Source organism: Vibrio sp. A1-1, from assembly GCF_021728175.1.
GTDB classification, from domain to species: Bacteria; Pseudomonadota; Gammaproteobacteria; order Enterobacterales; family Vibrionaceae; genus Vibrio; species Vibrio diabolicus.
The window spans coordinates 18,470-36,679 of record NZ_JAKKCL010000009.1 but is presented as its reverse complement, the minus strand read 5'-3'; the positions used below and the strand labels follow the sequence as shown (position 1 = coordinate 36,679).

General features: G+C 46.4%; 11 protein-coding genes. 4 read left to right on the top strand and 7 right to left on the bottom strand.

What is annotated here, in order from left to right:
* Positions 1–5 precede the first annotated feature (5 nt).
* Both L3V30_RS13845 and L3V30_RS13840 read right to left on the bottom strand, forming a co-directional pair.
* Positions 6–473 (bottom strand): YjiG family protein, encoded by a 468-nt coding sequence (locus tag L3V30_RS13845; protein ID WP_005458317.1) that lies wholly within the window; start codon positions 471–473, stop codon positions 6–8.
* The gene (locus L3V30_RS13840) at positions 473–1,210 is read right to left on the bottom strand and encodes a nucleoside recognition domain-containing protein (RefSeq protein WP_237309119.1); all 738 of its coding nucleotides are present in this window, start codon (positions 1,208–1,210) and stop codon (positions 473–475) included. The genes L3V30_RS13845 and L3V30_RS13840 overlap by 1 nt, the downstream gene beginning before the upstream one ends.
* A 529-nt stretch (positions 1,211–1,739) precedes the next feature.
* Here L3V30_RS13840 and L3V30_RS13835 point away from each other — a divergent pair.
* Both L3V30_RS13835 and L3V30_RS13830 read left to right on the top strand, forming a co-directional pair.
* Positions 1,740–1,946 (top strand): copper resistance protein, encoded by a 207-nt coding sequence (locus L3V30_RS13835; protein WP_226421284.1) that lies wholly within the window; start codon positions 1,740–1,742, stop codon positions 1,944–1,946.
* Between the two features lie 96 nt (positions 1,947–2,042).
* Positions 2,043–2,759 carry a DsbA family protein gene (locus tag L3V30_RS13830; RefSeq protein WP_237309118.1) on the top strand — a complete coding sequence of 239 codons (717 nt, stop codon included), beginning with the start codon at positions 2,043–2,045 and terminating at the stop codon, positions 2,757–2,759.
* A 67-nt stretch (positions 2,760–2,826) separates the two neighbouring features.
* Here L3V30_RS13830 and L3V30_RS13825 read toward each other — a convergent pair whose 3' ends face one another.
* From L3V30_RS13825 to L3V30_RS13805, 5 genes are all read right to left on the bottom strand, one after another.
* Positions 2,827–4,887 (bottom strand): alpha-amylase, encoded by a 2,061-nt coding sequence (locus tag L3V30_RS13825; protein ID WP_237309117.1) that lies wholly within the window; start codon positions 4,885–4,887, stop codon positions 2,827–2,829.
* A 180-nt stretch (positions 4,888–5,067) separates the two neighbouring features.
* Positions 5,068–5,745 carry a monofunctional biosynthetic peptidoglycan transglycosylase gene (mtgA, locus tag L3V30_RS13820; RefSeq protein ID WP_237309116.1) on the bottom strand — a complete coding sequence of 226 codons (678 nt, stop codon included), beginning with the start codon at positions 5,743–5,745 and terminating at the stop codon, positions 5,068–5,070.
* Between the two features lie 151 nt (positions 5,746–5,896).
* Complete coding sequence (gene glgB, locus L3V30_RS13815; protein ID WP_237309187.1) at positions 5,897–8,146, bottom strand: 1,4-alpha-glucan branching protein GlgB; 2,250 nt, start codon at positions 8,144–8,146, stop codon at positions 5,897–5,899.
* Between the two features lie 213 nt (positions 8,147–8,359).
* Entirely contained in the window at positions 8,360–10,540 is a 2,181-nt protein-coding gene (malQ, locus tag L3V30_RS13810) for a 4-alpha-glucanotransferase (RefSeq protein ID WP_104970424.1), read from the bottom strand.
* A 117-nt stretch (positions 10,541–10,657) separates the two neighbouring features.
* Positions 10,658–13,111, bottom strand: coding sequence for a glycogen/starch/alpha-glucan phosphorylase (locus L3V30_RS13805; protein WP_237309115.1), 2,454 nt, complete (start codon positions 13,109–13,111; stop codon positions 10,658–10,660).
* A gap of 735 nt (positions 13,112–13,846) precedes the next feature.
* On the opposite strand from L3V30_RS13805, the gene malT reads away from it, so the two are divergent.
* Positions 13,847–16,555 carry an HTH-type transcriptional regulator MalT gene (gene malT / locus L3V30_RS13800; RefSeq protein WP_237309114.1) on the top strand — a complete coding sequence of 903 codons (2,709 nt, stop codon included), beginning with the start codon at positions 13,847–13,849 and terminating at the stop codon, positions 16,553–16,555.
* A 580-nt stretch (positions 16,556–17,135) separates the two neighbouring features.
* Positions 17,136–18,053, top strand: coding sequence for a DUF368 domain-containing protein (locus L3V30_RS13795; RefSeq protein WP_237309113.1), 918 nt, complete (start codon positions 17,136–17,138; stop codon positions 18,051–18,053).
* Positions 18,054–18,210 lie beyond the last annotated feature (157 nt).

Below are 18,210 nucleotides of genomic sequence, written 5' to 3'. Positions count from 1 at the left end.
GCCCCCTAAACAAACAAGTTCATGACTAGCATTGCGCCAAATGCGTTCAATACGGAAATCGCAATCATGATTGGGATATAACGACCTTCAGTACCGATAGGTCCCATAATTCGCCCCATGTACTGAACCTGTGAGCCCATTAAGTAAATTGCAGGTGCAAGAATCGCGATGTGCGTACCGTTCAAGATGCCTTGATCAAACAATGTGATAACCACGCCAACTGCGCCGCCCATCGACATCCAAGCACCAATCAGCACCGCAGCCGCTTCACCTGGCAAACCAAAAACCGCCATTACTGGAGAAAATACCGAGCCCATCAAATCCAACGCGCCAGTAATCTGCAACGCTTTAATGATGACAAACGCCATAAGAACGTTAGGCACGGTTGATGTTGTCGCAATAACCCAGCCTTTTTTAGCGCCTTCAACGAAAATATCTGTCACCATCGGCTTACTTACTTTTACGTCACTCATTACGCCGCCTCCTCTTTTAAGTTCTCAGATTTGTTTTGATCTTGCTTGTCTTCTTTACCTTCTGTGATGTTTAGGTAGATACGGAATAAGTTCGCGCCCACAATTTTAAACAAGAACATCACCACAACCGCCAAACCAATAGAAGACGTTACGGCAAGCGAGCCATCCGCCATCGTCAGCGTAAACAGCACCGCCCCTGAGGAGAAAAAGTTAACAATGGTGGCACCAGCGGTGAACTGGAACATAGTGAACACATCGGTTTCACGTTTGGTAAGATGGCCTTCATCTTTAAGCTGACGAGTCATCGCCGCGCCCGCGTCGGTACTTTGCAGTGAAGCGATAAGAGCCAAACCAGAGTTACCCGGAATACCCATAATTGGACGAAGAAGCGGCGTTAACAGTCTGCGTGCCGCTTCTAGTGCGCCATAGTGCTCAAGTACATTGATCATACCCAGTGCGAACATAACGGTAGGAATCAAAGTAAGTGCAAAAATGAAACCGTCACGTGCACCGCTACCACCAGTACCACGAAGCGACGTTGTTGCAACTTGCACACCGTCAGCCGTTTCGGTGACGCCATAAGCCACCTTGCCGAAAGAGCCATTCAACGTGGTGAAATCAAATACGCCATACCATTCATTCGATTGCATGAGACCAGAAAAGAAGACGACCGCAAACGCCAGTGCAACGTAGCACCCCAGCGTAACCTTGCGCTCGGTTTGAACAGGATTTTTCATAACATTACCTACACATGTGGGACAGGACACATATGTTCACCCGAATAATGTGCTAGAGAGATGATCAAAATCAATCCGCCTGCCGAACATTCTGGCGACTCAGTTATGAAGTTTTGTTTTATGATTTTAATCACATTTGAAAGATAATAAAAATTTTTGCTAACAATTAGGTATATTAATCTATATCGATACCTCAGGACTTCTTCATCAATCCGACCAATGATTCTGACGAATATTGCTTTCTACAACATTCATGACGTACTTCATACTTTGGCATTGAGGCGATATCGATTAACTCGAAAGTAACATTCCATAATGAAATTTAGGTTAGGATTGTCCGGTCATATGCAAACGGCATAAACCAGAATCAACAGGACTAGGCAGCCCATTGTGACGCTCACAACCTAAAATAGCCAAGTGGACACTCGCCCTCGTGTTTTGGGTGGTGATGGTATGTTTAAGCCAAAACTCCGGCTTCTCGAAAAGCTGCCCTAAGGCTCACCAAATACAGAGTCAGCAAGATGAAAGCGTGAATTTATCACCATCTTGCGACCTTTCAGAGAAGCTAGTTCAAGCGTACCAACACCAGTTGGACCATATTCTTATTCCATTTTTTCTGTTTGCTTTGATTGTGGCGCTGCCGATGGCATCCACAGCAATTCATTATCTGGAATACACTGAACCGATACCGGAAAAGTGTCGGGTTCACCTAAAACTTTGCGTGTTTAGAGAATAAACCTAGCAAGGCGAAAGGCCTTATCGCCTGACTTTTGTACGTATTTTATTCACTTCACATAACAAACAACGAAATTTAAAAGTTTTAGGAAATATTATGACATTCACTCGTACACTTTTGACGTTAACGATGGCTATCGTACCTGCCGTATCTTTCGCATCAGAAAAGACCGCAGAACAAAAGCTGGAGGAAGTTACTCAGATACTAAAAGAGAATCCTCAAATTCTTGATTCATTGCACCAAAACCTTCAAGAGTACATTGCGTATCAACAGTCATTTGGCGACACCTTGAAGGAGGTTCGTCACTATCTAAGTGATGGCAAACATTCCTCTTTTGGTGCTGAAAACCCTGAGTTAACCATTATTAACGTAACGGACTACAGTTGCCCTTTTTGTAAACGTTTAGAAGGAGAACTGGTCAAAGTTGGTGAGGAATATCCGCAGATAAAAGTGCTTAACCTCAATGTCTCTTTTAAAGAACAATACGAGAAAAACGGCTACAACTCGGCAAGTTACGCATTAAATGTTTGGCAAAACCAGCGAGATAAGTACAAACAAGTGCATGAGTTATTGGTGAAAAAACCGGGCGCACATGATGCACGCTCGTTAAAGCAAATCGCTAAGAAAACGGGGACAGAAGCGCAGCTTGTCGACGACAAAGAGACCAAAGCGCTGCTTGATAAGAACTATCAGTATTTCACGCAACTTGGTTTACGCGGCACGCCTGCGTTGATCATTAATGATCAAGTCATTCCTGGCTATGTGCCGTTTGACGAGCTAGAAAAAGTCATCGACCAAGAACTGGCGAACTAAAACAACAAAGCCCTTCCTTGATAACTCAAGGAAGGGCTTTTTATTTATCGACATAAAGAGCGTTTAGTTACTTATCACGTCCTACAAACGCCACGACGACTTTGTCATTGCCAAGCGAACGAGAGAAAACGTACGCGCCTTCCTGTTCAATCACTCGATGCTGACCTGCGCCAATGGCAGGGTGTGCTTGACGGAACTGACCAAGGGTTTGCCAATGTTTCAGTAGCGCTTGCTTCTCATCCGATAGTTTCCAAACCATGTCTGAACGTGTGCCTTGGTGGAAATCATCCGCGTAAGGACTAATGTTACGACCCACTTCATCACCGTAGTAAACCTGAACAGCACCTGGGCTCAGAAGCAGTGCATTCGCGGCGTTACGCTGCATGCCGTGGTCTTTGAAGCGAGAGAAGAACAACTCGGTATCGTGGGAAGACATGTAGCTCACTGGGTTGAAGTCTTTCTCGTTCGCGATAGTTTCCGCATAGCTTTGGTAAGTGTCTGCCATTTGGCTAAAGCACGCCGCGCCTTTGTCTAGCTTCTTCTGCATATCGAAGTTGATCAACGCGTCAAAACCATCATCGAAATAAGGGCTGCTATACGCGGTGTGTCCCCAGACTTCGCCCATCATCCAGAACGGCTGACCTGATTTGCCATTTTCTTTACGCCACTGTTCTAAGCTGTTCGATGCTTCTTCTTTTAGACGCTTCCAAACTTCACCTTCGACGTGTTTCACCGTATCGACGCGATAGCCATCAATGCCGAAGCGTTTCACCCAATCGGTTTGCCACTCAATCAAGTAATCCGCCACGGTGTAGTTGTCACGAGCTTCTACGCGAGTGCCAGGGTTATCTAATAGCCACTGAGCTGGTTTTACAGCTTTGCCTTGTTCAGTGATAAAGTCAGGCAGCCCCGCCAATGACATGGTGATGTCGCTACTGCCCGGAGCTGGGTAACCTGGCAAGCCGGTTCTTACCCAATCGCCGCCCCACCATTTAGCCCAGTTCGGACTCTGATAATCAATATTCTGGTGATAGCTATGCCAATTTTCACCCGCTTTTGGTTGCCAGTCGCCCCATTTCTTGGGCAGATCGGCATTAGGCTTTAACACATCGATACCATCGAACTGTAGATCCGCCAATGTTGAGTAACCAGAATGGTTGATAACCGCATCCATCAAGACTTTGAGGCCTCGTTTGTGCGCCTCTTCCACCAGCGTTTTTAAATCTTCTTCGTTACCGAAGTTCTCATCAATCTTGGTGAAATCGCGCGTCCAGTAGCCGTGGTATGCATAAAACGGAAATGAACCACTATCGCCACCACCGACAAAGCCGTGCACTTGCTCAACGATTGGCGACAACCAAATCGCGTCTGTACCTAGGCTCTTGATGTAATCCAGTTTCTCAATTACACCTTTAAGGTCACCGCCGTGGAACGTGCCGACTTCATCTTTGCCGTCTTTCTTGCGTCCATAGCTGTTGTCATTGCTCGTATCAGCATTGTTGAAACGGTCGACCATCACGAAGTAAATGTTGGCATTGCGATAATCAAACGGCACTGCTTCTTTGGTTTTCTTTACTGGCTCTAGTAGCACCAAACCGCCGGAGTCTTTGCTTGGCGTCAGCGATACTTGCTGATCTTGCACTTCAACCATTTGCCCCGAGTAAGCATCTCGCAACTTGGTGCCATCCGGGAAACTGTCACCTAACGCAATGGTGACTTCTCCGCCTTGGTAAACCTCACATTGTACTTGTGGGATTGGGCGTTTAAATTCAGTTTTGGCGGCTTTCTTAGGTTCACGCTTAAAACGCAGTGTTTTGGCTTCTGCATCAAAAGCAAAAGAGTAATCGCCGGTAAAGCGGATTTTTAATGGCAGCTCCGTTGGCTTACCGCAGTTCAGCGCAAGAGGTTTGTTGAACTTCACTTTCTGACCATCGGGTGCAACGCAGTCACCTTCAACGCCCGTGATTTTTAGCGTGTATCCGTCTTTGGTTAGAGGCACAACCAAAGGCTGTTCTGCACTTAATGGGAAGTCACGGCTGTTGGTCGTGGTAGAAATGGTGATGTTAGGCTCGGCGATGGCACTTGCCGACGCAAGCAGTAAAGTAGTGGTAATCAGGTTCAGTTTCATCGTTCAGTCCATTGGTAGCACATGGTAACCATGCACATTTATTAGTTTTATTCACACTAATTGTGCCTAGATAAGAAACTGAACACATCATTCTAACTGCCTACGCCCCAAAGGGTGTGACGCTTCACATTTTATTGATATAGGGGCGTAGTTCTATTTAAACACAATGGATTTAGGAACTTAAAGTTGCACGCTGCCAAGATTGCTCATTTGGTTCATCGCCCATCTTGTGCGGCGAGCAGTGTAATCACTTTGTGGATAGACTTTGATTCGATATGGGTTTGGCAACACCACGGCTAAACGCGCTGCTTGCCACTTCGAGAGTTGCTTTGCACTGACACCAAAGTAATTCTGCGCCGCTGCTTCGGCTCCGTAAATACCGGGACCAAATTCAACCACATTTAGATACACTTCTAGAATGCGCTCTTTACTCCACATCAGCTCCATCAGTAAGGCAAAGTAAAGCTCGTAAGCCTTGCGAGCGTAGGAGTGAGAAGGAAACAAAAACACATTTTTCGCAGCCTGTTGGGTAATGGTGCTCGCGCCTCTCGACGGACCATTATCACCGGCCTCGGAAATCACGTCGAATAGCGATTCGAAGTCCAATCCATAATGATGAGGGAATTTTTGATCTTCGGTCGCAATCACCGCTAACTGCATATTTTTTGAAATGCGCGACAAAGAGACCCATTCGTGTTGGCTGCTGTCTGGATAGTTCTTTGGTGGCGCAACAATGCGGCTTAACTTCCATCCCCATATTGGCGGATCGACATATTTCACCACACCAACCAAAACGACTGGGGCGATCAGTAATATCAACACCATTTTAAATAGAAATGACTTAAGCCTTTTCAACATGTGTGGTTCCCCAATGCATTAGCGATTGATGATAAACAAACCAGCGAGCTTGCCTGATTCAATCAGGAACAACAAGTTTTTGAGGTAAAAAATAGGTCAAAAAAAGCCCGATTTACAATGTAAAACGGGCTTAGAATTTGATTAGACTGAATTATTTATTCAGCTTGTAGAACACGGTTGAAAGTGGTGGTAAACGAAGCTCAAGTGATTGAGGCAGTGATTCACTTTCGACTTTTTCTGTTTTCACACAGGTCTGCACTTTAAAATCGCTGCCGCCGTATTTGCTGTCGTCCGTGTTCAGCAGTAGTTCGTATTGACCTGCATTTGGAACACCTAAACGGAAACGCTCGTGTGGTACGGGCGTAAAGTTGGTGATGATGAGAATACGCTCACCCTCTTTACTGATACGCTCGTGCGCTAGGATACTCGCATCCGCTTCGTCTTGTAGACGCCACTCAAAACCAGCAGGAACACAATCTTGATCGTGCATCGCCGCTTCATTTCGGTACAAGTGGTTCAAATCTCGCATCAGCTTTTGAACGCCTTGATGACGCTCATATTCCAGCAAGAACCATTGCAACTGATCATCGTGGTTCCACTCCGCCGTTTGGCCGATTTCCGCGCCCATGAAGTTCAGCTTTTTGCCCGGTTGACCATACATGTACCCGTAGTATGCACGTAGGTTTGCGGTTTGCTGCCATTCATCACCTGGCATCTTGTTATGGATAGAACCTTTGCCGTACACCACCTCGTCGTGAGAGAGAGACAAGACGTAGTTTTCGCTGTGCGCATAAACCAGCGGGAAGGTGATGGTATTGTGGTGGTATTTGCGGTGAACAGGATCTTCTTTGATGTATGAAAGACTGTCGTGCATCCACCCCATATTCCACTTGAAACCAAAACCTAAACCACCCATAAAGGTTGGCGCAGACACTCCCGGGAACGCCGTTGACTCTTCCGCAATCGTCATCGCATTCGGGAAGTGCTTGTACACTTCTTCGTTCATCCATTTTAAGGTTGCGATTGCGTCGTAGTTTTCGTTGCCACCGTCGACGTTCGGTACCCACTGATCGTGGCTACGTGAATAATCGAGATAGAGCATCGACGCGACTGCGTCCACGCGAATGCCATCAATATGGAATTGTTCAAACCAGTACAGCGCATTCGATACAAGGAAGCGACGCACATGTTCACGGCCTAAATCGTAGATGTATGAGTTCCAATCTTGGTGCCAACCGCGACGTGGGTCCGGGTCGTGGAACAGCGGTGTACCGTCAAAGTTTGCTAAACCGTGGTCATCCGATGGGAAATGCGCAGGAACCCAATCCAGCACCACACCGATGCCTGCTTGGTGACACGCATCCACGAAGAATTTGAAATCATCAGGTGAGCCAAAACGGCTGGTTGGCGCAAACAAGCCAACGGGTTGATAGCCCCATGAACCGTAGAATGGATGCTCAGACACAGGCATCAGCTCAACATGGGTGTAGCCCATATCCACAAGGTATGGCACCAACTGCTCCGCGAGTTCGCGGTAGTTGAGGAAATCACCTTTCCCGTCGCGCTTCCATGATCCAGCATGCAGCTCATAAAACGATAACGCTTCATCACGCTTTTGTGTAACTGCGCGGTTTTGCCATTTCGCATCTTGCCATTGGTAACGCTTGTGATCGTAAGTAATGGATGCGAACGATGGGTATTGCTCAGAGTAGAAACCCCAAGGGTCTTGTTTGTGTGGCAGCCCTTCCCCATTTGGTCCTTTGAGCTCAAATTTGTACTGAACGCCTTCTTCTAAGCCAGGAATGAACAAACCCCAAATGCCATAATCTAAGCGTTGCATTGGGTGACGACGACCATCCCATTGGTTGAAGCAACCGACAAGGCTAACAGCCGATGCATGCGGAGCGTAGACAAGGAAACGAACACCGGAAATGTTTTCACCGCCACGTTCTAGCGTGACAAAGTGCGCGCCCATGTAGTGATACATGTCTTTTGGCGTATGCAGATGCTCGTACTCTTGGTAGATATTGTGGTACTGGTACGGGTCATCAATAATTTGTTCAACACCATTCCAATCGACCGCTAAACGGTAGTGGGTCAGGTGTAAGTCGCGTTGCTCTTTTAAGATAAAACCGCTGTCGCCTTCGCGTTCAAGCGCCACGCGAGGTTCACCATTAACAAGCAGTTCAACCTTGTTTGCGCCCGGCATCCACACTCGCAGCGAACCTTCGCCGTCATCAATGAATGGGCCCAACGCCGCAAATGGATCTGAGTAAGCCGCCTCAGCAAGCAGTTCGTACGCGCGTTCGTGTTTTTTCTTTATTTTCTTTGTTTTGGTGATTTTCAAATCTTTCTCCCTAGAGCCAATATTCGTTTGAACCGAATGTTGGTTTCTCCACAGCCAACGTTGTGAACTCACAAAAGACTCCGCTTCTCACGTTCGTCGCGTAAACGGCGTCAAAATACAAAAATGCCCGCTATTGTCGCGGGCATAATAACGGTACTTCATCCTAACGGATTGTGTGGGTTGAATGAGTGACCTAGACGGAACTTTCGTACCTCTGAGCTAACAAAATTAGTAATCCGCTCATTCATCTACGTCACTCTACGCATCTTATTTGCTCGCCTGTGCGCGAACTTCTGTAAGGCGTTTAGAAATGCGATTCACGTCTTCACGACTGAAGATTTCATCTAGGTTCATCGACAGCTTACGACGCCAGTTTGGATACTCATCCACCGTGCCAGGAATGTTGACCGGTTGATCCATTTCTAGCCAGTCTTCAAGCTGAACGCTAAGCAGTGCAGAATCACCCGCAGCAACGTGCAATTGAAGCGCTTCGCTTAGGTATGAATCCATTGGTACGAACTGCGCATCATGGCCAATGCCTTCTGGCAAGTAACCGTGCCAACGAACGCTGTCTAGGATGCCTTGTTTGCACTTCAAACGGTCAGCGAATAAGCCTTCCAACTGTTTTTCATCTGGGTACAGACCAATCTCACGACCCATTTTCAAGTCATCACAGTGCCAGAAACCGCGTAGGGTTGGCATGTCGTGCGTACACAATGCCGCCATAGACTGCTCTGCGTAATGCTTCGGAGAAATAAAGCCGCCGTCCTCTTTTGAGGTTTCGAAGAAGAAGACTTTGTACGAATGCACGCCCGCATCACGTAGGATATCAACGATTTCATCTGGTACAGTACCCAAGTCTTCACCAATCACTGAACACTGATGACGGTGTGACTCAAGCGCTAGGATTGCGAGCATGTCTTCCACTGGGTAGTACAGATACGCACCTTCTGTCGCCTTCTCACCTTTTGGAATCCACCATAAACGAAGTAGACCAAGTACGTGGTCGATACGCAATGCACCACAGTGCTTCATGTTGGCACGTAACAACTTGATGTATGCGTCGTAGCCAGTCGCTTCTAAAACTTGAGGGTTAAGCGGTGGCAGACCCCAGTTTTGACCCAGAGGACCAAGTACATCCGGCGGCGCACCGATGCTGGCGTCCAACACTAAGTTACCGTCGTCGGCCCAAGTTTCACTACCTGAGTCGGCAACACCGACAGCAAGGTCACGGTACAAGCCCACAGCCATGCCTTTTTCTTCTGCCAGTGACTGCGCTTCTTTGATTTGATCGTCTGCGATCCACTGTAGGTACATGTACAAGTGAACGCGGTCTTGGTTGTCTTTGATGTATTTCTGAGTACCGGCTGCGTCGAATGTGCGGTATTTCTCAGGGAATACAGGCCAACCCCACATGTTTGAATCTTCTGCGTGTAAATCAGCATGAAGCGCATCGAATGCAGCTTGGTGTAACAAGCTGTCGCCACCTTTTTCTACAAAGTCCAAGAATGCACGAGCGCGGTCGGTGTTTTTGTCTAAATGGCGAGCTTTAAACTCACTAAACAGCAGCGGAAGAACGCTCATTTTCAGTTGCGAAACTTCTGTGTAGTTCACCCAATGAGAGTCACGTGCTTTTTGTAGACGCTGTTGAAACTCTGCACTGCCAACACGTTGCTGAGCTTCAGCACTCAGTGCGAATTCAGGTACAGAACTTACGTCGATGTACATGATATTCAACCAACGACGAGAAGACGGGCTGTATGGGCTCGCGCCTTCTGGGTTCGCTGGGAACAGTGAGTGAATCGGGTTCAAACCAATGAAGTCACCGCCACGAGAAGCGATATCGCTCACCAACTGTTTTAGGTCACCAAAATCACCGATACCCCAGTTGTGCTGAGTACGCAGTGTGTAAAGCTGGATACTAGGACCCCATAGCTTTTTATGTTGGTTTAGATCGTCTTGTTTGAAACACGCTTTCGGCGTGATGATCAATGACATCTCGTAAGGCGTTTTACGACGCTTACGGCTGACAATCAATTTGTGATAACCCCAAGCCAAGTTCTTTGGCAATGCAAACACTAGAGGGCCACCCTCAGCACGCTCATCACGAACAATTTGGGACTGAAGATAGCCTTCAAGTACCTCTCCTTGTTCTGTTTCTAAACGCCAGCTGAATTCACTCTCACGAGCACTCGTACCTAGGTTTAGTTCCACTTCGACTGGTTCGCCGTCGCGTAAAACAAGAACAGGGGCTAGTACGTCTTTTTTATGTTTCTTTTCAGCAGAAGCCAATAGTTTTTCATCGCTGCTAGTATCGTAGCCAAGCGAAGCGAGCAAGCGGCGTAGCGTCTCCTCAGACACTTTTGCCTCATCTCCCCAAGCACTGACATAGCTATCAGCCAATCTCGCCATTTCCGCGACTTTCTTTAATGCTGTTTGTTCTTTCATCGCTTTCTCCGAAGGTAATACCAACACCTTCCATGTAGGGTTTTATTGTTATCAATAACTTCTTTTGGAAAATGACCAAAGGTAGCGCTTGGCTACCTTGGTCTTAACTCTGTTCTATTAACGGTGAACCGCTTTTAGTTTCCAGATGTTGTTCACATAGTCGCGAATTGAGCGATCTGAGGTGAACTTGCCGACAAGGGCGGTATTAAGAATGGCTTTCTTCGCCCAACCAGCTTGGTCTTTGTATTGTTCGCTCATGTCTTCGTGCGCTTTCACGTAAGATGCGAAGTCCGCAAGACATAAGTACGGGTCACCGCCGTCTAGTAGGCTGTCGTACGTTGCACGCAGTAAGCCTGGTTGACCTGGAGTGAATTCTTCACCCAGTAGTAGGTCCATAGACGCTTTGAGTAGGTGATCCGCATTGTAGTAATCAAATGGGTTGTAACCTTGAGCTTTCAGCGCTTTCACACCTTCAACGTCTAGACCGAAGATGTAGATGTTCTCATCGCCTACTTCTTCACGAATCTCAACGTTAGCACCATCCATCGTACCGATCGTTAGGGCACCGTTAAGCGCCATCTTCATGTTACCAGTACCTGATGCTTCTTTACCCGCAAGTGAAATTTGTTGTGATACGTCCGCCGCAGGAATAATAATTTCAGCCATGCTCACACGGTAATCAGGAATGAAGACCACTTTCAGCTTGTTGCCGATGCGAGGGTCGTTGTTCACTTTCTCAGCAATCTTGTTAATAGCGAAAATGATTTCTTTCGCTAGGTGGTAACCCGGTGCCGCTTTCGCTGCGAAGAACACAACGCGAGGCACACATTCGAAACCTGGTTCGTTAATAATGCGATGGTACAGAGACAGTACGTGTAGAAGGTCTAAGTGCTGACGCTTGTACTCGTGCAGACGCTTGATTTGAACATCGAAGATCGCATTAGTATCGAGTTCGATACCCATGTTCTCTTTCACCCAGTTAGCTAGGCGTTCTTTGTTCTCTTTCTTCACTGCCATGAATTCTTTCTGGAATTTCTCGTCAGTGGCGTACTTAGCGATGCCTTCTAGTTGCTCTAGTTTCGCTGGCCATTCTGGACCGACTTTCTCTGTGATTAGCTTAGAAAGACCTGGGTTACAGAACTTCAACCAACGACGTGGCGTAATACCGTTCGTTACGTTGTGTAGACGTGTTGGGTACATTTCGTGGAACTCTGGGAATAGGTCTTTCTTAACCAATTCAGAGTGAAGTGCCGCTACACCGTTTACTGCGTAAGAGCCAATTACACATAGGTTTGCCATGCGAACCATGCGGTGGAAACCTTCTTCGATGATAGAAAGCTTCTGTTGTTTCGCGACATCACCCGGCCACATTGCACGTACGTCTTGTAGGAAGCGGTGGTTGATCTCGTAAATGATCTCCATGTGACGTGGTAGTAGGTGCTGAATCAGCGACTCTGGCCATGTCTCTAGTGCTTCTGGAAGTAGTGTGTGGTTCGTGTACGCGAATGTTTGAGAGCTGATCTCCCAAGCCGCTTCCCAAGTTAGACCTTTTTCGTCCATCAGGATGCGCATTAGCTCAGGAATCGCAATCGTTGGGTGCGTATCGTTAAGCTGAATAGTCTCTTGCTTCGGTAGATCCTCTAGCGAGTAGCCAGCTGCTTCGTGGCGACGTAGGATGTCACGTACAGACGCAGCTGAGTGGAAGTACTGCTGCATAAGACGCAGTGTTTTACCTTTCTCGTGGTTGTCGTTCGGGTAAAGCACTTTAGTGATGTTGCCCGCGTCGATCAGTGCGTGCTGCGCTTCGAAGTAGTCACCGTTGTTAAAACTTGCTAGCGAGAATGGTGCAATAGCCTGACATTCCCAAAGACGTAGCGGGTAAACCGTGTCTGATTCGTAACCCACGATTGGTAGATCCCAAGGCATTGCTCTTACAGACATACCAGGAACCCATTTGCGAACTTCTTTACCGTTCTCGTTCACCACTTCAACGTGACCGTAGAAACCGATCTCTTGTGCGAGTTCTGGACGAGCAATTTCCCAAGGGTAGCCTTCTACACCACGCCATGCGTCAGGTGCTTCTTGCTGGCGACCATCTTTAAAAGACTGTTTGAACAAACCGTATTCGTAGTGTAAGCCGTAACCGACGGTTGGGAATTCTTGCGCCGCACATGAATCCATGAAACATGCCGCTAGACGACCAAGACCACCGTTACCCAGTGATGGGTCACGTTCTTCTTCTAGCAGGTCAGTTAGGTTGTAACCCAGTTCAGCCATTGCTTCTGTTACTTGTTCGTACAGACCCATGCTGATTAGGTTGTTACCCGTCAAACGACCGATAAGGAACTCTAGCGAAAGGTAGTTAACGCTCTTCGCACTTTTAATGCGTGGATCTTCTTCAGTAGCAAGCAAATCTAAAGTAGTGAACTCAGCCAGTGCATGACCCATTGCTAGGTACCAAGCTCGGCTGTCTGCGTTTTCAATCGTGTGAGCGTAAGTTACAGATAGGTGTTTCTTTACGCTTTCTTGGAACGACTTTTTGTCAAATTGTTTTTGTTGAGTAGGTTTCATTACGAAATTCTCACGTCTTTTGGTAATTCATCTGCCATACATCGTGCATTTACCTCTGTGAATAAACATCCTCCTAATTCTCCTCCTTTGAAGGAGGAGGGCTGAGGGCGTAGAGGGAGTACCATTGCTAGGTTAGTGATCCAAATCTCAACAAAGTGAGCTTTGCTCCAGTTCTTAGTGATTTTGATCACAATGGAATATGAGAAAGGTTAAAACCCGTTCATGACGCTTTTTATAGCCCACTCATCTGATGATGTGAAAATTGTAATATTGGTCACATTAACTTGGTTAACATGGAAAGATTTTTCATAATCGATGTGCAACGAGATCTTAATACACTCGACACAAAAGATATTTAAGTGACAAGAATCACAAATAAAGGGCGTAGTTGATGGTAAATCCATCAACCCTTGAGAATTAGGAAGTGGATCAAAGTAACGGACATTTCTGATGTCGTAACATCCCACACGGCTCACAGGATTGTACGCTTTTTATACAAACTAGAATTAGGCGGTGTGAGTTATTTCTAGTTTTCGCTAGCTTTTATATCTAAGTGACCGTATGGAATGCTTTTTCAGACGGATGCAAGCCCCAACAAGAGGCGACATCAACCAGCATTCAAACCGTTTTTGATGCCGGTGAAATCATTCAGTAAGACGAAGCTTTCGAGGGGGCCTTACTGAAATGATCATGTCGCAATCACTTGGGTATACATAAATAAGGACATAATTACTAATGTGGATTCCATCTAAGCTTACTCGACCAGGACGCCTGCACAATGCCATCGTGCGCCCACGAGTGTTGGACTTACTACAGCAAGCGCCTTACTACAAATTGGTTTTATTCCGCTCCCCAGCAGGTTACGGAAAAACCACCATGGCAGCGCAGTGGCTATCCGATAAACCAAACGTCGGTTGGTACAGCATTGATGACAGCGATAACGACGGCTTTCGTTTTGTGAACTACCTGCTTCAAGCATTAAACAAAGCCACCAACTTCAGTTGCTCTAACGCACAAAAACTGGCGGAAAAACGCCAGATCTCTTCTCTACGTTCTTTATTCAGCGAAGTGTTCGCGGAAATGGCTGATTTTCATCAAGAGTGCTATGTGGTGCTTGATGACTATCACTTGATCACCAACGATGAAATTCATGAATCCATGCGTTTCTTCTTAAAACACATGCCAGACAACCTCACCGTAGTGGTAACAAGTCGTGCAGCGCCGCCTCTGGGTACTGCAAACTTACGTGTTCGTGATTTAATGATCGAAATCGGCAACGAGATGTTGGCGTTCGATACCGAAGAAACGACTCGTTTCTTTAATCAGCGTATTGCCGATGGCATCGACGAAGACATGGCAAACAGCCTCAGAACCTATGTGGAAGGTTGGCCATCGGCGATGCAGTTGATCGCGTTGCAAGCGCAACATCAAAACCGTACATTGGCACAAACCGTAGGGTCGGTATCTCAGTTCAATCACGCGCATTTGTGGGATTACCTGGTCGAAGAAGTATTTGACCTACTCGATCACGAAACTCGTCATTTCTTGATGCAAGTTTCCGTGCTTGACCACTTCAATGATGAGTTGGTGTTTGCCCTCACCCAACGCGAAGATGCGCTTGGTTTGATCGAATCATTAAACCGCTACGGCTTATTCATTTACCCGCTCGAAGGGGAGCAAAACTGGTTCCGATTCCATAACTTATTTGGTGAGTTTTTGTCTCATGAGTGCCAAGCGCGTATTCCTCAGCAAGAAAAAGATCTCCACCGCAATGCAGCTGTTGCCTGGTTACAACAAAAAGCACCGCACCAAGCGATTCACCATGCACAAAAGTCGAACGATAAAGACTTGGTGGTAGAAATTCTAAACGAATTCGGCTGGAAGATGTTTAACCAAGGCGAGCTCAGCACACTGGAAAGCTCAATTAATAAGTTGGATGCTGAGCTTCTGTTCAGCCACCCAAAACTTACGATGCTCCGAGCTTGGTTGGCTCAAAGTCAGCATCGTTATAACCAAGTAGGCCACCTGCTTGAAGAAGCGGAAGAGGAGCATAAAAAGCGTAACATTGAGTTAGATATTCATTATCAAGGTCAAGCAAACGCGCTACTTGCTCAAGTGGCTATCAACAGCAACCAGCCAGAGAAAGCACTCGAATTAGCGGAGCTAGCACTTAGCCAACTTGATAACACGATTTATCGTAGCCGCATTGTGGCGACTTCGGTTGTTGGCGAAGTCAACCACGTACTAGGTAAACTCGACCGCGCGTTACCAATGATGCAACAAACCGAGAAGCTGGCTCGTCAGTACCAAGTTTACCACCAAGCGTTATGGGCGATTTTACAACAAAGCGAGATTTTGATTGCGCAAGGTTACGTACAAGCCGCCTTTGAGCTGCAAGATTCCGCATTCCGTTTGATTGAAGATCAGCAACTTCAACATGTTCCTCTGCACGAGTTTTTGCTGCGTATTCGTGCGCAAGTGCTTTGGTGCTGGAACCGACTTGATGAAGCAGAGGAATGTGCCTACCGAGGTCTACAAATTCTCGAAAACCATTCGCCAAGTAAGCACTTACACAGCTACTCGATGCTGGCGCGTATTGCGGTTGGCCGTGGCGAGCTAGACAAAGCTGGTAAATTCATTGAGCATATCCAACACTTGATGAAACAGTCAACTTACCACGTAGATTGGACAGCAAACGCTTCACTATCGTTGATCCTGTTTTGGCAAGCGCGCGGGAATACCGATGCAATGCAAGAATGGCTCAACACTGCGGTTCGTCCTGAATCGGCATGCAACCACTTTTCACAATTGCAATGGCGTAACATTGCACGCGCACACATCAACTTAGGTCAATATACCGAAGCGCGCGCAGCATTAGATTTCCTCCAAAGTGAAGCTCGTCGAACCAACCTGATCACAGATACTAATCGCAACTTAGTGGTCGAAGCGGTGTTTGCTGCTCGTCAAAAAGACGAAGAGCAAGCAAAAGCTTTGCTAAAAGAAGCGTTAGTGATGACAAACCAGACGGGGATGGTAGGTAATTTCCTCATTGATGGCGCCACCATTGGCGGGCTACTGGAGAAGTTAAGCCTCCGCCATGAGTTAGGCGATCTAGAACGTCACCGCGCTCAACAATTGATGAAGGATATTTCCTCCAATCAGCGCAGCCGCTCTATTCACTTTGATGAAGACTTCATTGAGAAGCTGGTAAACCACCCTAACGTACCGGAACTGGTTCGCACAAGCCCACTGACTCAACGTGAGTGGCAGGTGCTTGGTTTGATTTATTCTGGTTTCAGTAATGAGCAAATCGCGCAAGAGCTTGATGTGGCAGGCACCACGATTAAAACCCACATTCGCAACTTGTACCAAAAGCTCAATATCGCCAATCGTAAAGAGGCCATTGTGACAGCTGAAAATTTACTCCAGTTGATGGGGTACTGATCAGCTCAAGAAAACAGATTAAAACCTAAAGTGAAATACAAGGGGTTGGCGTGATGCGTCAGCCCTTTTTTATGAGTCTAGAACGAGAGAAGTGCAATTTGCAAAGCACGTAAGTAACGTTGTTCATATAAAAAAATAGCCAACCGCAATAATCGCGATTGGCTTATATTTAGTGTGAACAAATTGTATTCACTAACAACGTCAGTTGGCTAGGTGACCCTCGGCTTAAGAAGGGTCGAGCAGTATTATGCATTAATCATGCCAAAATGCAAAGACTTATTTTTGGGCACAGGATCTCATATAAAGTGAATTTGTCTATATAAAATATAGCAAAACGCAAATTCAATTATCAAATTGCATTTGCATAATGCAACAAACGTGGCCATTGATAGTACAGTTAATCATCTCAATAATGTAAACCAAATATTAAGATATCGTTGTATTTGAATCACCTCATTACCTGTAACAAAAATAAGCAATTACTTGGATATAAAACCCAGTAGCTACAGCACTATTTCATACTTTTTTCGTCGCAATGTTTGTATACTCTGTGCCATCGAAACGACTTAGCATTAGAGCAATGAACTACTTAATTACTTTCTTCAAAGGAATCGCCATGGGCGCAGCAGATGTTGTTCCTGGCGTATCAGGCGGCACCATCGCGTTTATCACCGGCATTTACGATACGCTGCTTGAGAGCATTCGACGCATTAACCCATCACTTTTCTCTATTTGTCGAAAAAAAGGGGTTAAAGCCGCCTTTAATCACATCAACGGTTTCTTCCTTATCGCTCTGTTTGCCGGTATTTTCACCAGCATTGCTACGCTAGCAAAGTTGATCACTTGGCTTCTTGACACACACCCCATCCCACTTTGGTCATTTTTCTTTGGTCTGATTTTGGTATCGGTCTATCACATTATTCGTCAGGTTGAACAACGTGATCTTATCCGCTTTGTGACTCTACTTGTTGGTGTCGGGTTTGCTTACAGCATCACCGTGCTTAAACCTCTGCACATGGAACCAACGGCCATTAACACATTGTTCGCTGGGGCTATCGCGATTTGCGCGATGATCTTACCGGGCATCTCTGGCAGCTTTATCTTGTTATTGATTGGGATGTATGCGCCAGTATTAGCCGCCGTGAAAGGCTTCCAAGTCGATACATTGGCGCTGTTTTTGTCAGGTTGTGTGATTGGTTTGCTGTCCTTTTCGCATCTATTGTCGTGGTTACTACGCAAGTTCCGCGATTTCACTCTGATGTTTTTGACAGGCTTAATGATTGGTACGTTACCAAAGATTTGGCCTTGGAAAGAAACCATCACTTGGCGCACCAATTCAAAGGGTGAACAAGTGCCCTTGCTACAGCACAACCTATCACCATTTGAATTTGAACACGTGACATCACAACCTTCTCAGTTAGTGCTTGCCGTTGTGATGATGCTTGCTGCCATTGCGCTGGTTTTGAGCCTCGAAAAATTTGCAGATTCAGACAAGTAACTGCGGTATCAAATCAATACGGAATCAACAAACAAGAACGGAGCCAATTGGCTTCGTTCTTGTTTGTTGGCAAAGAGAAAATCATCGCAATTGAAAATCTTTATGGGCTTGATTCAACAACCCCTACACCGCGCGGTTATTTTGATCTCTGTCATCG

Coding starts and splice junctions, on each gene's coding strand:
- L3V30_RS13845 (WP_005458317.1), bottom strand. CDS start 473: ATGAGTGACGTAAAAGTAAGTAAGCCGATGGTGACAGATATTTTCGTT.
- L3V30_RS13840 (WP_237309119.1), bottom strand. CDS start 1,210: ATGAAAAATCCTGTTCAAACCGAGCGCAAGGTTACGCTGGGGTGCTAC.
- L3V30_RS13830 (WP_237309118.1), top strand. CDS start 2,043: ATGACATTCACTCGTACACTTTTGACGTTAACGATGGCTATCGTACCT.
- L3V30_RS13825 (WP_237309117.1), bottom strand. CDS start 4,887: ATGAAACTGAACCTGATTACCACTACTTTACTGCTTGCGTCGGCAAGT.
- mtgA (WP_237309116.1), bottom strand. CDS start 5,745: ATGTTGAAAAGGCTTAAGTCATTTCTATTTAAAATGGTGTTGATATTA.
- malQ (WP_104970424.1), bottom strand. CDS start 10,540: ATGAAAGAACAAACAGCATTAAAGAAAGTCGCGGAAATGGCGAGATTG.
- L3V30_RS13805 (WP_237309115.1), bottom strand. CDS start 13,111: ATGAAACCTACTCAACAAAAACAATTTGACAAAAAGTCGTTCCAAGAA.
- malT (WP_237309114.1), top strand. CDS start 13,847: ATGTGGATTCCATCTAAGCTTACTCGACCAGGACGCCTGCACAATGCC.
- L3V30_RS13795 (WP_237309113.1), top strand. CDS start 17,136: ATGAACTACTTAATTACTTTCTTCAAAGGAATCGCCATGGGCGCAGCA.